At 77.2% G+C, this 17,595-nt stretch carries 17 protein-coding genes; 9 read left to right on the forward strand and 8 right to left on the reverse strand.

The features are described from left to right. Window positions 1–2 precede the first annotated feature (2 nt). A complete protein-coding gene (locus tag ABD994_RS13680) occupies window positions 3–383 on the reverse strand; it encodes a BlaI/MecI/CopY family transcriptional regulator (RefSeq protein WP_345415236.1) in 381 nt (126 codons plus the stop codon). A 110-nt stretch (window positions 384–493) separates the two neighbouring features. On the opposite strand from ABD994_RS13680, the gene ABD994_RS13685 reads away from it, so the two are divergent. Genes ABD994_RS13685 through ABD994_RS13695 form a run of 3 tightly spaced genes read left to right on the forward strand, consistent with a single transcriptional unit; the run spans window position 494 to window position 3,152 of the window. Beyond that, on the forward strand, window positions 494–1,807 hold the full coding sequence (locus tag ABD994_RS13685; RefSeq protein WP_345415239.1) for a Mur ligase family protein: 1,314 nt from the start codon (window positions 494–496) through the stop codon (window positions 1,805–1,807). Further along, window positions 1,804–2,595, forward strand: coding sequence for a type 1 glutamine amidotransferase (locus ABD994_RS13690; RefSeq protein ID WP_345415242.1), 792 nt, complete (start codon window positions 1,804–1,806; stop codon window positions 2,593–2,595). The genes ABD994_RS13685 and ABD994_RS13690 overlap by 4 nt, the downstream gene beginning before the upstream one ends. Further along, window positions 2,592–3,152 (forward strand): DUF2231 domain-containing protein, encoded by a 561-nt coding sequence (locus ABD994_RS13695; protein ID WP_345415245.1) that lies wholly within the window; start codon window positions 2,592–2,594, stop codon window positions 3,150–3,152. The genes ABD994_RS13690 and ABD994_RS13695 overlap by 4 nt, the downstream gene beginning before the upstream one ends. On the opposite strand, the gene ABD994_RS13700 is transcribed toward ABD994_RS13695, so the two are convergent. From ABD994_RS13700 to ABD994_RS13710, 3 genes are all read right to left on the reverse strand, one after another. Further along, the gene (locus tag ABD994_RS13700) at window positions 3,139–4,113 is read right to left on the reverse strand and encodes an undecaprenyl-diphosphate phosphatase (RefSeq protein WP_345415248.1); all 975 of its coding nucleotides are present in this window, start codon (window positions 4,111–4,113) and stop codon (window positions 3,139–3,141) included. The two genes, ABD994_RS13695 and ABD994_RS13700, sit on opposite strands and share 14 nt — an antisense overlap. A 42-nt stretch (window positions 4,114–4,155) precedes the next feature. Next, complete coding sequence (locus tag ABD994_RS13705; RefSeq protein ID WP_345415251.1) at window positions 4,156–6,618, reverse strand: cation-translocating P-type ATPase; 2,463 nt, start codon at window positions 6,616–6,618, stop codon at window positions 4,156–4,158. Between the two features lie 169 nt (window positions 6,619–6,787). After that, window positions 6,788–7,429 (reverse strand): chemotaxis protein CheB, encoded by a 642-nt coding sequence (locus ABD994_RS13710; protein ID WP_345415256.1) that lies wholly within the window; start codon window positions 7,427–7,429, stop codon window positions 6,788–6,790. Between the two features lie 224 nt (window positions 7,430–7,653). On the opposite strand from ABD994_RS13710, the gene ABD994_RS13715 reads away from it, so the two are divergent. Next, window positions 7,654–8,172 (forward strand): universal stress protein, encoded by a 519-nt coding sequence (locus tag ABD994_RS13715; RefSeq protein ID WP_345415259.1) that lies wholly within the window; start codon window positions 7,654–7,656, stop codon window positions 8,170–8,172. A 131-nt stretch (window positions 8,173–8,303) separates the two neighbouring features. Continuing rightward, a complete protein-coding gene (locus tag ABD994_RS13720; protein ID WP_345415262.1) occupies window positions 8,304–8,942 on the forward strand; it encodes a response regulator transcription factor in 639 nt (212 codons plus the stop codon). Here the strand turns inward: ABD994_RS13720 and ABD994_RS13725 are convergent. The 3 genes from ABD994_RS13725 to ABD994_RS13735 are packed head-to-tail and all read right to left on the reverse strand — an operon-like array spanning window position 8,923 to window position 13,216. Continuing rightward, a complete protein-coding gene (locus ABD994_RS13725) occupies window positions 8,923–10,329 on the reverse strand; it encodes a wax ester/triacylglycerol synthase family O-acyltransferase (RefSeq protein WP_345415265.1) in 1,407 nt (468 codons plus the stop codon). The two genes, ABD994_RS13720 and ABD994_RS13725, sit on opposite strands and share 20 nt — an antisense overlap. Then, a complete protein-coding gene (locus tag ABD994_RS13730) occupies window positions 10,326–11,837 on the reverse strand; it encodes a long-chain-fatty-acid--CoA ligase (protein ID WP_345415267.1) in 1,512 nt (503 codons plus the stop codon). Before ABD994_RS13730 ends, ABD994_RS13725 begins: the two co-directional genes overlap by 4 nt. Then, a complete protein-coding gene (locus ABD994_RS13735; RefSeq protein WP_345415269.1) occupies window positions 11,834–13,216 on the reverse strand; it encodes a WS/DGAT domain-containing protein in 1,383 nt (460 codons plus the stop codon). Before ABD994_RS13735 ends, ABD994_RS13730 begins: the two co-directional genes overlap by 4 nt. A 120-nt stretch (window positions 13,217–13,336) precedes the next feature. Here ABD994_RS13735 and ABD994_RS13740 point away from each other — a divergent pair, with 120 nt between their 5' ends. Then, window positions 13,337–14,254, forward strand: a complete 918-nt coding sequence (locus tag ABD994_RS13740) for an esterase/lipase family protein (protein ID WP_345415272.1) — start codon at window positions 13,337–13,339, stop codon at window positions 14,252–14,254. On the opposite strand, the gene ABD994_RS13745 is transcribed toward ABD994_RS13740, so the two are convergent. Beyond that, window positions 14,191–15,009 (reverse strand): slipin family protein, encoded by an 819-nt coding sequence (locus ABD994_RS13745; RefSeq protein WP_345415275.1) that lies wholly within the window; start codon window positions 15,007–15,009, stop codon window positions 14,191–14,193. The two genes, ABD994_RS13740 and ABD994_RS13745, sit on opposite strands and share 64 nt — an antisense overlap. Before the next feature lie 189 nt (window positions 15,010–15,198). Between ABD994_RS13745 and ABD994_RS13750 the strand changes: the two genes are divergently transcribed. The 3 genes from ABD994_RS13750 to ABD994_RS13760 are packed head-to-tail and all read left to right on the forward strand — an operon-like array spanning window position 15,199 to window position 17,592. Then, window positions 15,199–16,524 (forward strand): phosphoribosyltransferase family protein, encoded by a 1,326-nt coding sequence (locus ABD994_RS13750; RefSeq protein WP_345415279.1) that lies wholly within the window; start codon window positions 15,199–15,201, stop codon window positions 16,522–16,524. Further along, complete coding sequence (locus ABD994_RS13755) at window positions 16,521–16,967, forward strand: avidin/streptavidin family protein (RefSeq protein WP_345415282.1); 447 nt, start codon at window positions 16,521–16,523, stop codon at window positions 16,965–16,967. Before ABD994_RS13750 ends, ABD994_RS13755 begins: the two co-directional genes overlap by 4 nt. Then, a complete protein-coding gene (locus tag ABD994_RS13760) occupies window positions 16,954–17,592 on the forward strand; it encodes a phosphoribosyltransferase (protein ID WP_345415285.1) in 639 nt (212 codons plus the stop codon). Before ABD994_RS13755 ends, ABD994_RS13760 begins: the two co-directional genes overlap by 14 nt. The last annotated feature ends 3 nt before the right edge of the window (window positions 17,593–17,595 follow it).

The following is a 17,595-nucleotide window of genomic DNA, read 5'->3' on the forward strand; positions in this document are numbered from 1 at the left end:
CCTCAGCCCTCGCCGTCCCCGCGCTCGCCCGCCGCGGCCAGCAGCTCCCGCAGGGCGCGCTCGTCCTCCTCGGACAGGGCCGTGACGAACCGGGCCAGCACCGCGTGACGGTCGGCGTCGCCGTCCAGCAACCGGCGCATGCGCTCGGCCGCGAGCCCGGAGCGGTCGGTCGTCGCGCGGTAGGCGAACCCGCGCCCGCGGCGCTCCCGCTCGACGGCGCCCTTGCCCTGCAGGCGGGTCAGGATCGTCATGACCGTGGTGTAGGCCAGCGACCCCCCGACGGCGTCCTGCACCTCCGCGACCGTCAGGGCCCGGTCCTCGCGCCAGAGCACCGCGAGCACCTCGCGTTCGAGCTCGCCCGCGGCACGTCGCGACGAGGTCACCCACACCACCGCCTACTACACGTCTGTAGTGTCTACGACATGGCTGTCGTAGCCGTGCGGTCCAGTGTGGCACCGCCCGGCGCGGCGGGCCGGACCGGCGGGGAGCGGTGATGGCGACGATGCTGCGCGGTCGGCGCTCCGACGCCACGGCCGCGCCGGGGACCCGGGCCGCGAGGCCGTCGTGGGGCGCGCGCGTGGCGGCCCGGGCGGGGCGCGGCGCGGCCCGGGTCTCGCGCGGGCTGGGGGTGGGCGGCGCCGCCGTCCTCCCGGGCCGCGTGGCGTCCGCCCTGTGGCCGGGCGCCCTGCGCGAGCTCGCCGCGGGCCGGCACGTCACGCTCGTGGCCGGCACCAACGGCAAGACGACGACCACGCACATGCTCGCCGCGGCCACGGCCACCGCCGGGCCGGTGGCCCACAACCGCACCGGCGCCAACATGGCCGACGGCGCCCTCGCCGCCCTGATCGACGCGCCGACCGCGCCGCGGGCCGTCCTCGAGGTCGACGAGCTGCACCTCCCGGCGGTCGCGGCGGCCACGGACCCTGCGGTGATCGTGCTGCTCAACCTCACCCGCGACCAGCTCGACCGGGTCAGCGAGGTGGGGCGCACCGCCGCCGCGATCCGCGCGGCGCTGGCGGCGCGGCCCGGGACGGCCGTGGTGGCCAACGCCGACGACCCGCTGATCGCGTGGGCCGCCGGCGGCTCGGCGCACACGACGTGGGTCGGGGCCGGGGCCCGGTGGCGCGGGGACAGCCACGTCTGCCCACGGTGCGCGACCCTGCTGGTCGACGACGGTGGGTGCTGGGCCTGCCCGGGCTGCGGTCTGCGCCGGCCGGAGGTCACGTGGTGGGCCGAGGAGGTCGGCGGCGACGCGCTCGTCGTCCACGGGCCCGGCCCGGCCGAGGGGCTGGCACTGCGGCCGGGCCTGCCCGGCGCGGCCAACCGGGCCAACGCGCTCATGGCGCTGGCCGCGAGCGCCGCGACGGGCACGCCGGTCGCGCCGGCCGCCGCGGCGATCGCGGTCGGCGACGAGGTCGTCGGGCGCTACGCGCGGCGGCGCGTCGGCCCGTGGACCCTGCGGCTCCTGCTGGTCAAGAACCCGGCCGGCTGGCAGCAGACCCAGGAGATCCTCGACCCGGCCGCCGCGGTCCTCATGGTCGTCAACGCCCGGCAGGCCGACGGCGCCGACGTCTCCTGGCTGTGGGACCTCGACCTCACCTCGCTCGCGGGGCGTCAGCTCGCGGTCGCCGGGGAGCGCGGGGCCGACCTCGGCGTGCGCCTGAGCTACGCCGGCGTCGCGCACCACCACGCCCCCGACCCGCTGGCGGCCCTCCGGGCGCTGCCCGCCGGGCCGGTCGACGTGGTCGCCAACTACAGCGCCTTCCTCGCCCTGCACGGGCGCCTCGCGCGGGAGCGGGAGCAGTGAGCTCCGGGACGGCGGTCGGCATCGCCGTGCTGCTCCCCGACCTGCTGGGCACCTACTCCGACCGCGGCAACGCCGAGGTCCTGGCCCAGCGGCTGCGCTGGCGCGGGATCGGCGTGGAGGTCCGCACGGTGACGGCCACCGACGCGCCCCCGGACGGGTGCGAGCTCTACCTCGTCGGCGGCGGCGAGGACGCCGGGCAGCGTCTCGCCGCGGACTGGCTGCGCCGCCACCCGTCGCTGCGCACGACGCTCGCCGAGCGGGCGGTCACCCTCGCCGTCTGCGCCGGGATGCAGCTGCTCGGGACGTCCGTCACCGAGCGGGACGGGACCCGGTACGCGGGTCTGGACGTGCTCGACCTGCACACCGTTCCCGGGCCGCGGCGCGCACTCGGCGAGGTGCTCGGGCGCCCGTCGCTGCCGGACGTCGGGGTGGTGACCGGGTTCGCGAACCACGGCGGCGCCAGCACCCTCGGACCCGGCGCGACGCCCTTCGCCCGGATCGTCCGCGGACCGGGGAACGGGCCGCACCACCCCGTGGACGGCGCCCGCAGCCCGTCCGCCGAGGGCCCCGGCGTCGTCGCGACCTACCTGCACGGGCCGGTCCTGGCCCGCAACCCCGACCTGGCCGACCACCTGCTGCGCCGGGCGGTCGGACCGTTGCCCCCGCTCGACCCCGCACGCGTCCCGGAGCAGGCCCTCGTGCGGTGCGGCTACGTGCCCGCGCAGGACCGGCGCCGCGGTCGCGGGTGGTCCGCTCCCCGTCCTCGACCCTCGGAGTCCCCGACGTGACCGTGATCAACGGCCTGCCCGCCCACGTCCTGCTCGTGCACGCCGTGGTGGTGCTCGTGCCCCTCACGGCCCTGCTGCTGGTCGTGGTCGCCGCGTGGCCGGCGGCCCGGCCGCGCCTCGCCGGGCCGACCGCCGCCCTCGCCGTCCTGACCCTGCTGGCGGTGCCGCTGACCACGGAGGCGGGGGAGTGGCTCGAGCGCCGGGTGCCGGCCTCGCCCCTCGTCCACGAGCACGCCGAGCTCGGGGACGACCTGCTGCCGTGGGCGGTCGGGCTCGCGGTCCTCGCGCTGGTGGTGCTCGGGCGCGGGCTCGCCGCCCGGCGCCTGCGCTCCCGCCCCGACGGGCCGGCAGCGTCGGCCTCCGAACCGGGCGGGCTCGTGGTCGGGATCGTCGTCGGCGCCATCGCCGTCATCGTGGCGGCGGGCGCGGTGTTCGCCGTCTACCGGATCGGGGAGTCGGGCTCGCGGGCGGCGTGGACGGGCCGGTTCAGCCCCGCGCCGATCGCGCAGCAGCAGGCGCCGGCGGACGACGACGAGGGCCAGGTCAGCGGAGGGTGAACCAGAGCAGGCAGCCCACGCCGACGACGATGCAGTAGATGCCGAAGGGGCGCAGCGACCGGTGCTCGAAGTAGCGGGTCAGGTAGCGCACCGACAGGTAGGCCCCGGCGAAGGACAGCAGGCTGCCGACGAGGATCTGGGGCCGGACCCCGTCGCCGAGGGGGCCGGCGAGGTCGCCGAGCTTGAGCACGCCGGCGGCGAGGATCACCGGGGTGGAGAGCAGGAACGAGAACCGGGCGGCGTCCTCGTGCGAGAGCCCGCGCAGCAGGCCGGCCGACATCGTCACGCCGGAGCGGCTGATGCCCGGGCACAGCGCGGCGATCTGCGCCGCGCCGATGCCGAGCGCCCGCAGCCACGGCATGCCCGCGAGGCGCCGGTCGGAGGCGACGTCGGGGGAGCGGTCGAGCGTCTCCTCGGGCCCGAGCACGACCGTCGGGGCGTCGACGGCACCGCCGGACCGGCCGGCCGCGACGCCGGCGTGCCGGGGGGCGCGGTCCGCGACCGGGCGCCGCCGCAACGCCTCGACCCCGAGCAGCACGAGGCCGTTGAGCACGAGGAAGGCCGCGGTCGGCACCGGGCGGGACAGCCACACCCGGAACACGTGCTCGAGCAGCAGGCCGGCGAGGCCCACCGGGACCGTGCCGAGGACGAGCAGCCAGCCCAGCCGCTGGTCGGGCGTCACGATCTCCCGCCGCACCACGCTGGTGACCAGGCCGCGGACGATCCGCGCCCAGTCCCGCCGGAAGAAGACGATCAGGGCCAGCGCCGTCGCCACGTGCAGCCCGACCACGAACGCCAGGTAGGGCGACTCCGGTGCGGACACGTCGAGGTCGGTGGCCCACTGGCCGCCGATCACGGCCGGCAGGAGCACGCTGTGGCCCAGGCTGGAGACGGGGAAGAGCTCGGCGACACCCTGCAGGGCGCCGATCACGATGGCCTCGAGCCAGCTGAGCTGGTGCACGACGGTGGACCTCCCGGCGAACGATGCTGTCGACCCTGAGTTCTACACCTCTGTAGTAGATCGCTGGTGAAGCGGGGCGGTGACGCGCGGGCGGGCGACGAGCCGGGCGGTCACGGCCGCGACGACGGCGCCGATCCCCGCCGCGGCCCAGCCGGCGGGGGACGGGGTGGTGGTCCGCAGCAGCTCCTCCAGCGGGCCGAGCGTCACGGCGGCCACCTGGGCGGCGACGGCGCCGCCCACCGCGACGAGCAGCCAGTCCGGCCCCGGGGGTCGCGCGTCGCGCGGCCGGTGCGACCGCAGCCCGAGGGCGACGCCGAGCTGCGCGAGCCCGAGCGCCAGGAACGCGGCACTGCGCGGGTCGGGGTCGCCGACGAGCAGGAGGACCGCCGTGGTCATCGCCGCGACCACCGCGCCGACGACCAGCACGGCCAGCCAGAGCCCGCCGGCGAGCACCGACGCGCCGGGACGCCGCGGCGGCGCGGCCATGGCGTCCGGCTCCGCGGGCTCGGTGCCGAACGCCACGCCGGGCAGGCCGTGGGTGAGCAGGTTGATCCAGAGGATCTGGCCGGGCAGCAGCGGCAGCGCGACGCCGACGAGCGGCCCGGCGAGCATGACGAGGACCTCGGCCAGCCCGCCGGCCAGGCCGTAGGCGAGGAAGCGGCGGACGTTGGTGTGGATGCGCCGCCCCTCCTCGACGGCCGCCACCACGGTGCCGAGGTCGTCGTCCGCGAGCACCAGGTCGGCCGCCTGGCGGGCCACCTCCGTGCCGCGCCCGCCCATGGCGACGCCGATGTCGGCCCGCCTCAGCGCGGGACCGTCGTTGACCCCGTCGCCGCTCATCGCCACGACCTCGCCGCGCTCCTGCCAGCCGGTGACCAGCTCGAGCTTGCGCTCGGGGCGGCAGCGCGCGACGACGTCGGCGTCGAGGAGCGCGGCGGTGTCGGCGTCGGGGGCGCCGACGCGCGGCGCGCGCCCGTCCGGGCCCGCGAGCCCGACCTGCTCGGCCACCACGGCGGCGGTGCCGGGGTGGTCGCCGGTCAGCACCACGGTGCGGATCCCCGCGCGCCGGCAGCCCGCGAGGGCGTCCCGCGCGGCGGGGCGGGGGGCGTCGCGCAGGCCGACGACGCCGACCACGTCCAGACCGTCCTCGACCGCGCCCGCGGGCGTCCCGGACCGCCGGCCCGTGACGAGCACGAGGACCCGCAGCCCGCGCGAGGCGGCGTCGTCGGCCCAGGCCCGGGCCCGGTCGGCGGGACCGGACAGGCCGCCCGGCGGCAGGACGGCCTCGGGCGCGCCCTTGCCCACGACGAGGACCCCGTGCTCGTCCTCGTGCCACGTCGTCATCCGCCGCCGGACGGCGTCGAACGGGAGGGCGCCGAGGCGGGGATGGGCCCGCCGGACGGCGGCGACGTCCACCCGGCCTCGCGCCCAGTCGACCAGGGCCGCCTCGAGGGGATCGGTGCCGGGCGTCGGCACGGCCCCTAGCGCCTCGTCGGGCGCGTCGTTGCACAGCACCGCCGCGCGGGCGAGCTCGTCGAGGTCGCCGCCCGCGGTCCAGGTCTCGGCGACCCGGAGCCGGCCCTCGGTGAGGGTCCCGGTCTTGTCGGTGGCGAGCAGGGTGACCGCCCCGAGCGTCTCGACGGCGGGCAGGCTGCGCGTGACCGCGTGGCGCGCCGCCATCCGCCGGGCGCCGAGGGCGAGCCCGAGGGTGACGACCACCGGCAGCGACTCCGGCACCGCCGCCACCGCGAGGCTCAGCGCGGCGACCAGCATGAGCACGGGCGGCTCGCCGCGCAGCAGGCCCAGCACGAACACGACGGCGCAGACGACGACGATGGCGACGGTCAGCCGCCGCCCGAGCACGGCGAGCTGGCGCTGCAGCGGCGTGCGGCGCGAGCGCGTGACGACCAGTCCAGCGGCGATCCGCCCCATCGCCGAGGACGGGCCGGTCCGCCCGACGAGCACCTCCCCCCGCCCGCGGGTGACGACGCTGCCCGAGAGCACCGCGGTGCCCGGGCGGTGGGCCTCCACGGGCAGCGACTCGCCCGTGATCGCCGCCTCGTCGACCTGCAGCGACTCGGCGTCGAGCACCGAGCCGTCGGCCGCGACCACGTCCCCGGCGGCCACGACGAGCACGTCGCCGGGCACGACCTCCCGCGCGGGCACCGTGCGCACGCTGCCGTCGCGCCGCACCCGGGCCCGGGCCGCGCCGAGACGGTCGAGGGCCTCGACGGCGTGGTCGGCGCGCACCTCCTGCACGACGCCGACGGCCGTGTTGCCGACGATCACCAGCAGGACGACCGCGGCGTCGGGCAGGTCCCCGATCGCGACGGTGATGAGCGCGACGGCGATGAGGACGAGCACGAGCGGGTCGCCGAGCTGCGTGCCCACCCGGCGCAGCACCGAGCGCCGCGGCGGGCGCGGCAGCTCGTTGGGTCCCGCGCTCAGCAGGCGCCGGGCGGCCTCGTGGTCGTCGAGCCCCGTCGCGGGCGCGGTGCCGGTCACCGCCGCCGACGTCCGCGACGCAGCCGGTGTCGACGCGGTGTCGGCATGGGTCCCCCTCGTGGTCGCCGCGGCGATCGAGGCTGCCGTCCCTGACCGTTCGGCGCCCGGGTCCTCGGTCCTCGATCGTGCGGGTCGTTCGGCGCTCCTGCTCCCGGCCTCGCTCGGCGGTTCAGCGGGCCCGACCGCGCGCAGGCGCGGGCCCGACGAGGTCCACCAGGACGGCGGCGATCCGGGTGACGGGCAGGACGAGGTCGACCGCGTCGTCGCGCCCGATCGCCGCCTCGGGCATCGCGAAGTAGGCCGAGGAGGCGCGGTCGGTGGCGAGCACCGTGCCGCCGAGGTCGTGCACCGCGACCGCCCCGGTGGCCCCGTCGTTGCCCCGCCCCGACAGCACGACCGCGACGACCCGCGACCCGGCGGTGACCGCCAGCGTCGTCAGCAGCAGGTCGGCGGAGGGGCGGTACGGCGGCGGTCCGCCCGACGCGACCAGGACGATCGTCCCTTCGGCGGTGGCCAGGGCGTGCCGTCCGGGCGGGACGACCAGGACCGGGCCGGGCCGGAGCAGCTCGCCGCTGCGGATGGCGCGGACGGGACGGTGGCAGCGGCGGCCGAGGACGTGCGCGAGGACGCCCTCCGCGGTGGGCGCCTGGTGCAGGAGGACCACGACCGAGGCGGCGAACGCGAGCGGGAGGGGCTCGAGGACCTCGACCACCGCGTCGAGTCCCCCGGCGGAGCCGACGAGCGCGACCACCGGGGCCCGGGTGTCGGGTGGGGACGGGCCGCCGGTGCCGAGGACGGCCGGCTCCGTCATCCCTGCGCGCCCGGCGTCGGAGACGTCCACCCCGCCAGTCGTCCACGCCCCCGGGCCCCGGTCACCGATCCTCGGTCCCGCGGTGCCGGGCCGAACGTCCCCGGGACCGGGCGGCGACGGGAGGCGGCCGCGCGACCGGGCCCGAGCAGTGCCCTTCGGCCCTGGGAGGGGGCGCGTCGATCAGGGATCGTCCCCCGGGCGGAGCGACGACAGGAGGAGCGGACATGGAGACGATGACGCAGGCCACGGAGCAGGCCACGGACACGGGGGACCGGCCGACGGTGGTGGTGGGGGTCGACGACTCGGCGGCGGCGCGCGCCGCGCTCGCGTCGGCCATGCGCTCGGCGGCCCTCCGGGGGGCCCGCCTGCTCGTGCTGTCGGTCTACGAGCCGCCCGAGTGGCGCCTCGGCCCGGCGTTCATGGTGCCGCTGCCCAGCCGGGCCGAGATCGAGTCCTCGCTGCTCGAGCGCGCCCGCGCCCTGGTCGGTGACGTCGCCTACGAGCTGGGCGCCGAGGGGCTGGCCCGCCCGGAGATCACGGTGGAGGCCCGGCCGGGCCGGGCGGCCGAGACGCTCGTCGAGGCCGCGCGCGGGGCCGACGAGCTGGTCGTGGGCCACCGCGGCCGCGGCGCGGTCTCCGCCGCCCTGCTCGGCTCGGTCGGCTGGGGCTGCGTGCTCCACGCGCCCTGCCCCGTGCGGGTGGTCCCCGACGGCCGGGGCGAGGGCTCACCGTCCGTCCCGTGATCGCCGGGACCTTCGACCCTGTGATCGGCACCGTCGGCACGCGATGCTGGAGGCGTGGACCTCGTGGGCGGCCGGCACGGCTGCCGGTCCGTCCCCCTGAGCACGTCGAGCCGTGGGAAGTGGAGTGTGCCGTGATCTCGGTGTTCCTGGTGGATGACCACGAGGTCGTGCGGCAGGGTGTCGCGGCCCTGCTGGACGCGGAGGACGACCTGGAGGTCGTCGGTGGGGCCGGATCGGTGGCCGAGGCCCTGGCGCGCATCCCGGCGCTGCGGCCCCGCGTCGCCGTGCTGGACGTCCGCCTGCCCGACGGGACCGGCATCGAGCTGTGCCGCGAGCTGCGCTCGCGGATGCCGGAGCTGGTGTGCCTGATGCTGACGTCGTTCACCGACGAGCAGGCGATGTTCGACGCCGTGCTGGCCGGTGCGGCCGGCTACGTGATCAAGGACGTGCGCGGCAACGACATCGTCAACGCCGTCCGCGAGGTCGGTTCCGGCGGGTCGCTGCTCGACGGGCGCGCCGCCAGCGCGCTGATGAACCGCCTGCGCACCCGCAGCGAGACGCCCGACCCGCTCGCCGAGCTCACGGCCAAGGAGCGTGAGGTCCTCGGCTACATCGGCGAGGGCCTCACCAATCGCGAGATCGGCCAGCGGATGTTCCTCGCCGAGAAGACCGTGAAGAACTACGTCTCGGCCCTGCTCGCCAAGCTGGGGATGCAGCGGCGGGTGCAGGCCGCCGTCCTGGCGAACCAGGTCAAGACCGAGGAGCGCTGACCGGACCCGTGCCCGCGAGCACCGGCAGCTCGGCCGCGATCGCCTCGCGCAGCACGTCGAGGTCGTCGACGGACTCGTCGGCGGTGAGGCCGAGGGCCAGGGCGCCGCGATAGGTCATGATCGAGATGCCGATCTGCGCCGTGCTGCCGATCGGCACGTACGGCAGGAGCTCGAGCAGCTCCCGGCCGTCGTAGTACAGGGTCTGGCGCGGGCCCGGGACGTCGGTCGCCACCGTGACGACGGCGCGCTGATCGGTGCGGGAGGCCCAGCGCACGGTCCGCGCGACGAGGGGGTAGGGCTCGAGGCGCGCCGCCTCGGCCAGCACGGCGCCCGCCTCGGCCTCGTGCGACGCCTTGCACGCCGTCAGCTCGGCCACGGTCGCCGCCAGCCGCTCGCCCGGGTCGGCGACGTGGACCGGCAGGCGCGGCAGCAGCAGCGAGACGCGGTTGCCGTCCGGCCCGTCGCCGGGCGCCCGCACCGACACCGGCACCAGCGTGCGGACGAGGTCCGGCGCGGGCTCCTCGCCGCGGGCGAGGAGCAGGGCCCGGAAGCCGGCGGTGACGGCCGAGAGCACGACGTCGTTGACGGTGGCCCCGTACCGGCGGCGGACCGCGCGGACGTCGTCCAGACGGCCGCGCACCACGGCGTAGCGGCGCGGCCGGTGGCGGGGCCCGGTGAGCGACGACGTCCCGCCGGGCCGCAGGCCGGCCACCAGCGCGCCGCCGCCCCGCACGAGCGCGGCGACCCGCCGGCCGCCCTCCCGAGGCCGCGCCAGCAGCGTGCCGACACCGCGCGCGATCCCGACCGGCATGGCGACCAGGTCCCGGGCGGCCCGTGCGACGAGCGCGGCCGACGACGGCTCGACCCCGGGGGAGTGGTCCGGCGTGGGCAGCGCCGGTCCGGGGCCGTCGGGCCCGGGGTCGAGGACGATCCCGTACAGGTCGGTGCCCGAGACGCCGTCGACCATGCAGTGGTGGACCTGCGAGATGAGCGCCCAGCGCTCCTCGGCCAGGCCGTCGACGACCCAGTAGCGCCAGAGCGGCCGGTCGCGGTCGAGCCGGGTGGCCATGACCCGCGCCACCAGGTCGCCCAGCTCGGCGTCGCCGCCGGGCGCCGGGAGCGCGACGTGCACGAGGTGCCGGCGCAGGTCGAACGCCGGGTCGTCGACCCAGACCGGCGGCCCCAGGTCGAGGGGCACCCGGCGCACCTTCTGCCGGTAGCGGCGGATGAGCGGGACGCGGCCGGCCAGGTGCTCGGCGACGGCGTCGAACCCGGGCGGCGGGCCGGCGAACACGGCGACCGAGGCGATCGCCATCGAGACCTCGGGCTCGGCGTCCTCGAGCTCCAGGAACGCCGCGTCGAGCGGCGTCATCGGGACGGCGCTCACAGCGCCCGCTTGAGGATCTTGCCGCTCGCCCCGACGGGCAGCTCGTCCCGGAACTCGACCGAGCGGGGGTACTTGTACGCGGCGACCCGCTCGCGGACGTAGGAGATCAGCTCCTGCTCGGTCGCGGTCGCCCCCGGGTGCAGCGCCACCACCGCGTGCACCTCCTGGCCGAGCCGGTGGTCCGGGATCCCGATCACCGCGGCCTCGCGGACGTCGGGGTGGGTGTACAGGACGTCCTCGACCTCGCCGGGGTGGATGTTGTAGCCGCCGCGGATGATGAGCTCGGAGGTGCGGCCGACGACGAAGACGAAGCCGTCCGCGTCGATGTAGGCCCGGTCGCCGGTGTGGAGCCAGCCGTCGACCAGCGCGGCGGCGGTGGCCTCGGGGTTGCCGCGGTAGCCCCGCATGACGTTCACCCCGCGCACCACCAGCTCCCCGATGTGGTCGGGCCCGTGGGGCATCCGCCGCCCGTCGGGATCGCGGACCTCCACGTCCACGCCGTAGATGGGTTTGCCGACGCTGTACACGCGCCGTTCCTCGGCACTGATGTTGAACGTCGTCGTCGAGGCGGTCTCGGAGAGCCCGTAGCCCTCGAGCACGACGATCCCGAACGCCTGCTCGACGGCGTCGAGCACCTCGGCGGGGATGTGGGCGCCCCCGGAGATGCCCACGCGCAGCGACCCCAGGTCGCGGGTCTCGCGGTCCGGGTGCTCCAGCAGCGCGATGTACATCGTCGGGACGCCCTCGAACACGGTGACCCGGTCACGCTCCATCACCTCGAGTGCCCGGCCGGCCTCGAAGCGGGGCACCAGCGTCATGGTGGCCCCGAAGCGGGTGCACAGGTTGAGCTGGCTGGACAGCGCGAACACGTGGAACAGCGGCAGCGCCACCAGCACGACGTCGTCGGACCGGATGCCGAACAGGCGCCCCGGGGTGTCGGCGTTCATGAACATCTGGAAGTGGGTGAGCTCGGCGCCCTTGGGCCGTCCGGTCGTCCCCGCGGTGTAGACCACCGCCGCGACGTCGCCGGGGTCGCGCGGGACGATCACGCCGTCGAGGTCGTCCGGCGCCTCGCCGAGCAGCTCCTCGAACGGCCGGCCCGGTCCGGCGTCCCCGTCGCCGAGGACGAACACCAGGTCGACGCCGGCCTCGGCGGCCCCCTTGGCCGCGGCCTCGACGCACCCCTGCCAGGTGATCAGCGCCCGGGCCCGGGAGTCCCCGAGGACGTAGGCGACCTCCCGGTCCTTGAACAGCACGTTCATCGGCACGGCGACGAGCCCGGCCTTGAGGATGCCGAACCACGCGATCACGAACTGGGGCACGTTGGGCAGCTGCAGCGCCACCGTGTCGCCGGGCCCGAGCCCCTGGCGGAGCAGGCCCACCGCGAACCGGTCGGCGGCCCCGTCGAGCTCGGCCCAGGTCAGGCGGTGCTCGTCGGCGATGACCGCGGCGCGGTCGGGGTGGCGCCGCGCGGACTCGCGCAGCACGACGGCCAGGTTCAGGCTCATGGCGTCCTCCTTCGAGGGGTGGGGCGGGGGAGGTGGCCGGGGTGCGCGGCCCGGTGCTCCCGCACGACGGCGGCGAGCTCCTGGTCCAGGGCGTGCACGAGCAGCCGGGCGTCCCCCATGCGGCGCTGGTCGGTGCCGAAGCCGATGCGGACCGTGCCGGCGTAGCTGACGATGCAGGCGGTCAGCAGCTGGTCCGCGCTGCACGGTGCCCAGCCCACGAGGCCGGTGACCTCGGCGCCGGCGAGCGCCATCGGGGTGCGCGGGCCGGGCACGTTGGTGATCACCCCGATCGCCTTGCCGGCGAGGGCGTCGCTGACCGCCGTGCCGAGCGGGCCGGGTGCCCGGCCGAGGATCCGCTGCAGGCCGTGGGTGAGCAGGGGCTCCCAGCTGTGACGGATGCGCTCGACGCGGGCGTGGACCTCGGCCAGGCGCGCCCGGAACGGGCCGCGCAGGGGCAGCACGACCAGCACGAGCGCGAAGTGGTTGCCCAGCCGCTCGGGCGGACCCGCGTCGATCGGGTCGAGGTTGACCGGCACCATCCAGGCGAGGTCGGACGGCGTCGGGCCGGACAGCTCGTCCTCGTGGGCGCGGGCGACGGCCCCGCCGAGCAGCGCGAGGCAGACGTCGTTCACCGACGCCCCGTCCTCGTGGGCGAGGTGGGCGAGCAGCTCGAGCGGGATCGCCTCGCTCCAGGCCGCGGTCTTCGTCTCGCCGGGCGGCCCGGACCACGCCGTCCGCGGGTTGACCCACCCGAGGATCTCGACCGTGTCGACGGCGGTGTTGAGTGCGGAGGTCGCGAGCCGCAGCCCGGCGCCGAGCACCCGCCACGGGTGGCGCACCGTGGCGAGCAGGTCGGGCAGGACGTCGTCGGCGCCGTGCGTCGCCACCGGCCGCGCGTCATCCGCCCGGCCGTCGCACGGGTCGAGCAGGGCCAGCAGCAGCCGGGTCATCCGCACGCCGTCGGCGAGGGCGTGGTGGGCCCGCACGACCATCGCGCTGCCGTCCGCGTACCCCTGCAGCAGGTGGACCGACCACGGCGGCCGCGTCAGGTCGACGGGGGTGCTGCGCAGCCGGCCCACCTCCTGCCGGAGCACGGTCTCGGGCCGGCCGGGCGGCAGGGGCCCGACCAGCAGGTGGTGGTCGACGTCGAAGTCGGGGTCCTCCTCCCACGTGGCTGACCCGGAGCCCTCGTCGAGGACGGGACGGCGGCGGAAGACCGGGTAGGGGTCGACGACCCGCTCGAGGAGCAGGCGACGCAGGGCGTCGGGGTCGACCGGCGTGGCGGTCCAGATCACCGAGACGATCGCGAGCACGTTGGTCGGCCGGTCGATGCGCAACCAGAGCCCGTCCTCGGCGGTCACGGGGAGGGCGTCGGCCATGCGGGCACGGTCGCGCGCGCCCCTCGGCACGGGCAGGGACCGACGACCCCGTCCGGCTGGACCGGGTGACCCGGCCTGCCTACGATCCGCCCGCGGGGGGCCACACCACGGAGGTGGTCCATGACGGCACGCGACGACGCGCGCCCGGCGGCGTGGCGTCCGGGTCTCGAGCCCTCGTTCCGGCCGCCCCTCCCGCACGAGACGGCCCCGTCGTGGCCGCTCTACGCCACCGACCTGGGCCGCGCTCTCGGCGCGTCGGGCGTCACGGCGCTCGGACGGTCGCTGCTGCGGGCGGCACCGGTGGGGGACGGCCACCCCGTCCTCGTGCTGCCCGGGCTCGGCGCCGGCGACGCGTCGACGCGGACGCTGCGCCGGGTGCTGCGCCACCGCGGCTACCGCGCGCACGGCTGGCACCTGGGGCGCAACCTCGGGCCGACGGCGGAGGTGGTGGACGGCGTGCCCGCCCGGCTCGCCGAGCTGCACGAGCGGTACGGCCGGCGCGTGAGCATCGTCGGGTGGAGCCTCGGCGGCCTCTACGCGCGCGACGCCGCGCGCCGTGCCCCGGGCTTCACCCGGTGTGTCATCACGCTGGGCAGCCCGGTCCGTCTCACCCACCCCGCGCAGACCCGGGCCATGGGCTTCTACCGGGCGGTGTCCGGGCGGCACGTGCCCTCGGACGAGATGCCGGTGCCGGAGGTCGACCAGCCGCCGCTGCCGGTCCCGTGCACGTCGGTCCTCTCGTCGTGGGACGGGATCGTGTCGTGGCGGGCCTGTGTCCAGCCGCCGGGCGAGCGGGCGGAGTCGATCGCGGTGGTCGGCAGCCACTTCGGTCTCGGGACGCACCCCGCGGTGCTGTGGGCGGTCGCGGACCGGCTGGCCCAGCCGCGGGACCACTGGCGCCCCTTCTCGCCGCCACCGGCGCTGCGCTGGCTGTACCCACCGGTGGGTGCCGACGGGCCGCCCGGGCGGGACCGTCAGCCCACCGGGACGGGGTGGCCGTCCGGCACGCCGTCGGTGACCGTCGACCGGGCCTCCTGACGACCCCGCCCGTCGCCGGCCTCCGGCGCGGCCGCCGTCGTCGCCTCGCGCCCCACGAAGGCCCCCAGGTCGCGGACGCTGTCGAGGAACTGCGCCGGGAAGACGATCGTGGAGTTGCGCTCGATGGCGATCTCGCCGAGCACCTGCAGGTTGCGCAGCTGCAGGGCGATCGGGTGCGAGGCGATCACGTCGGCGGCCTCGGCGAGCTTGCCGGCGCTGAGGGCCTCGCCCTCGGCGGCGATCACCTTGCCGCGCTTCTCGCGCTCCGCCTCGGCCTCGCGGGCCATCGCCCGCTGCATGGCCTGCGGGAGCTCGATGTCCTTGAGCTCCACCAGCTCGACCAGCACGCCCCAGCGCTCGGTGACGCGGTCGAGGATCTCCTTGATCGACTCGTTCAGTGTCTCGGTGTCGGACAGGACGTCGTCGAGGGCCGACCGGCCGACGACGTTGCGCACCGTCGTCTGCGCGATCTGGCCGATCGCGGCCTGGACGTTCTCGATCGCCACGATGCAGGCGACGGGGTCGACCCGCCGGAAGTAGGCGACCGCGGCCACCCCGATCGAGACGTTGTCCCGGGTGATCACCTGCTGGGACGGGATCGGCATCGTCACCGTCCGCAGCGACACCTTCCGCATCCGGTCGACGATCGGGATCATCAACCGCAACCCCGGCTCGCGCGTCGAGTGCAGTTTCCCGAACCGGAACACCACCCCGCGCTCGAACTGCCGGACGACCGCCACGCCGAGAAAGCTCATCCCGCACCTCCTGGGCTTCAGTGACCGCGCCCGTCCGCGGCGCGACCAGGGCCCGAGCGACCCTCCCGGCGGGCCGGAAGGCCCGGACGCCGGTGCCGGTCGCACCTGGAGCGGGCAGCGGCGACGGCCGACCGTCGGCCTCGCCGCCGACCCCGCGCGCGCCACCAGGAGTCCCCGAGGAGCACCGCCATGACCTTCGACGACCGTGACGACGCCGGGCGCCGGCTCGCGTCGCGCCTGCGGCACCTGGCCGGCCGGGACCTCGTGGTCCTGGCCGTGCCCCGCAGCGGGGTCCCCGTGGCGGCCGTCGTCGCGCAGGCGCTCGGGGCCCCGCTCGACGTCGTCGTGACCCGGCGCCTCGGCGTGCCCTTCCAGCCCGGCGTGGCGATGGGGGCCATCGGGGAGGAGGGCGCCCGCGTCCTGGACGACGACGTCGTCCGCGCGGCCGGCGCGAGCGCGACCGAGCTCGCCGAGGTCGAGGCGCGGGAGCGGGCCCTGCTCGACGCGAGCCTGCGGCGCTACCGGGCGGTCCGCGCGCCCGAGCCGCTCGACGGCCGGACCGCCCTGATCGTCGACGACGGTGCCGTCGCCGGCAGCACCGCGGTGCTCGCCTGCCGGATCGCCCGGGCCCGCGGCGCCGCGCGGGTCGAGGTCGCGATGCCGGCCTGCGCGATCGGGGCCCTCCCCGCCCTGCGGGAGGTGGCGGACGCCGTGCTCGTGGTGGAGCTGCTGCGCGGCTTCCGCACGATCGGCGAGTGCTACCGCGACTACCCGCCCGTCGGCGACGACGAGGTCGTCGCCGCGCTGGCGCGTGGCGCCCCGGTGCGGGCCACCCGAGCGCTCGACGAGGAGCCGGCCACGACCGTCGAGGTCGACGCCGGGCGACTCCGCGTGAGCGGGCACCTCACGGTGCCGGTCGACGCCCACGGGCTCGTCGTGCTGGCGCAGGCGAGCGGGAGCAGCCGGTTCGAGGCGCGCCACCGCGAGACGGCGCGGTCGCTGCGCGCGGCCGGCCTGGCCACCCTCCTGGTCGACCTGCTGACCCCGCGGGAGGAGATCGTCCGCGAGCGGGTGTTCGACGTCCCGACCCTGGCCGCGCGCCTCGGCGCCGTCCTCGCCGAGATCCGGCGCCGCCCCGCCTGCCGCGACCTGCGCGTCGGGCTCCTCGCGGAGGGCCCGGCCGCGGCGGCCGCCCTCGCCGCGGCGGCCCGGCGGCACGACGTCGCGACGGTGGTGGGGTGCGACGCCCGCCCGGACCTCGTGACGCGCTGGCTCCCGCGGGTCACCGTCCCGGTCCTGCTCGTGGTCGGCGACCGCGACCCCGCGCTCGAGACCAACCGCGCCGCGCACGAGGTGCTCGGGCCGGCGGGCCGGTTGCGCGTGGTGATGGGCTCCGGGCAGCTCGAGGGGGAGCCCGCCCCGCACGGCGCGGCCACCCGGGCCGCCGAGCTCGCCGCGGCCTGGTTCGTCGAGCACCTGTCCGTGCCCGCCGCGACGCTGGTGACGGCGCCGTGACCGCCGCCGCGCCGGACGGGCGCCGCCGACCGGACGGCGTCTGGCGCAACGAGCTGGGCGCGACGATGACGCTGATCGCGACGGCGGACGGCCTGCTCACCGGCAGCTACGAGTCCCAGGTCGGCCGGGCGTCGGGCCGCTACGGCCTCGCCGGCCGGTTCGACGCCCGGCCGCCCGCCGACGCCCACGCGGCCGTCGGGTGGGTCGTGGTCTGGAGCAACGAGGCCGGCAACCAGCACTCGGTGACGACCTGGTGCGGCCGCTACGACGCCGACGCCGACCTCCTGCACGCCACGTGGTTGCTCACGGCCGAGGGGTCGGAGCACACGGGCTGGTGCTCCACCCGGGTCGGGCAGGACCTCTTCACCCGGGTCGGGGCGATCGTCGACGAGAACGCCGGGGCCCCGGACCCGGGCGAGGGGAGGGCCCGTGCGGTTCGCTGACCGTGCCGCGGCCGGACGCGAGCTCGCGGCCCGGCTCGGACACCTGGCCGGGCCGGACCTCGTGGTCCTGGCGTTGCCGCGCGGCGGGTTCCCGGTCGCCGCGGAGGTGGCCCGCGAGCTCGGGGCGCCCCTCGACGTCGTGCTCGTGCGCAAGCTCGGGGTGCCGTTCCAGCCCGAGCTCGCGATGGGCGCGGTGGGCGAGGGCGGGGTCCTGGTGCGCAACGAGTCGATCGTGCGCTGGGCGCGGGTGCGCGAGCCCGAGATCGCCGCGGCCGCCCGGGAGGCGCAGGCCGAGATCGAGCGGCGTGCCCACCGCTTCCGTCCCGGTCGCGGCCCCCTGCCGCTGATCGGCCGCACCGTCCTGCTCGTCGACGACGGCGTCGCGACCGGCGCCACCGCCCGCGCGGCCTGCCGCGTCGTGCGGGCCCGGGGGGCGGCGCGGGTGGTGCTGGCGGCACCCGTGTGCGCGCCGGACACCGCAGCGACGCTGGGCCGCGAGGTCGACGAGCTGGTGTGCCTGGAGACGCCCGAGACCTTCTTCGGGGTCGGCGGGTGGTACGACGACTTCGCCCAGGTGCCCGACGACGTGGCCGCCGAGCTGCTGCGTCGCGGCGCGCCGGCCTGACCC

It is taken from the genome of Actinomycetospora chlora (genome assembly GCF_039542135.1).
Lineage (GTDB): Bacteria > Actinomycetota > Actinomycetes > Mycobacteriales > Pseudonocardiaceae > Actinomycetospora > Actinomycetospora chlora.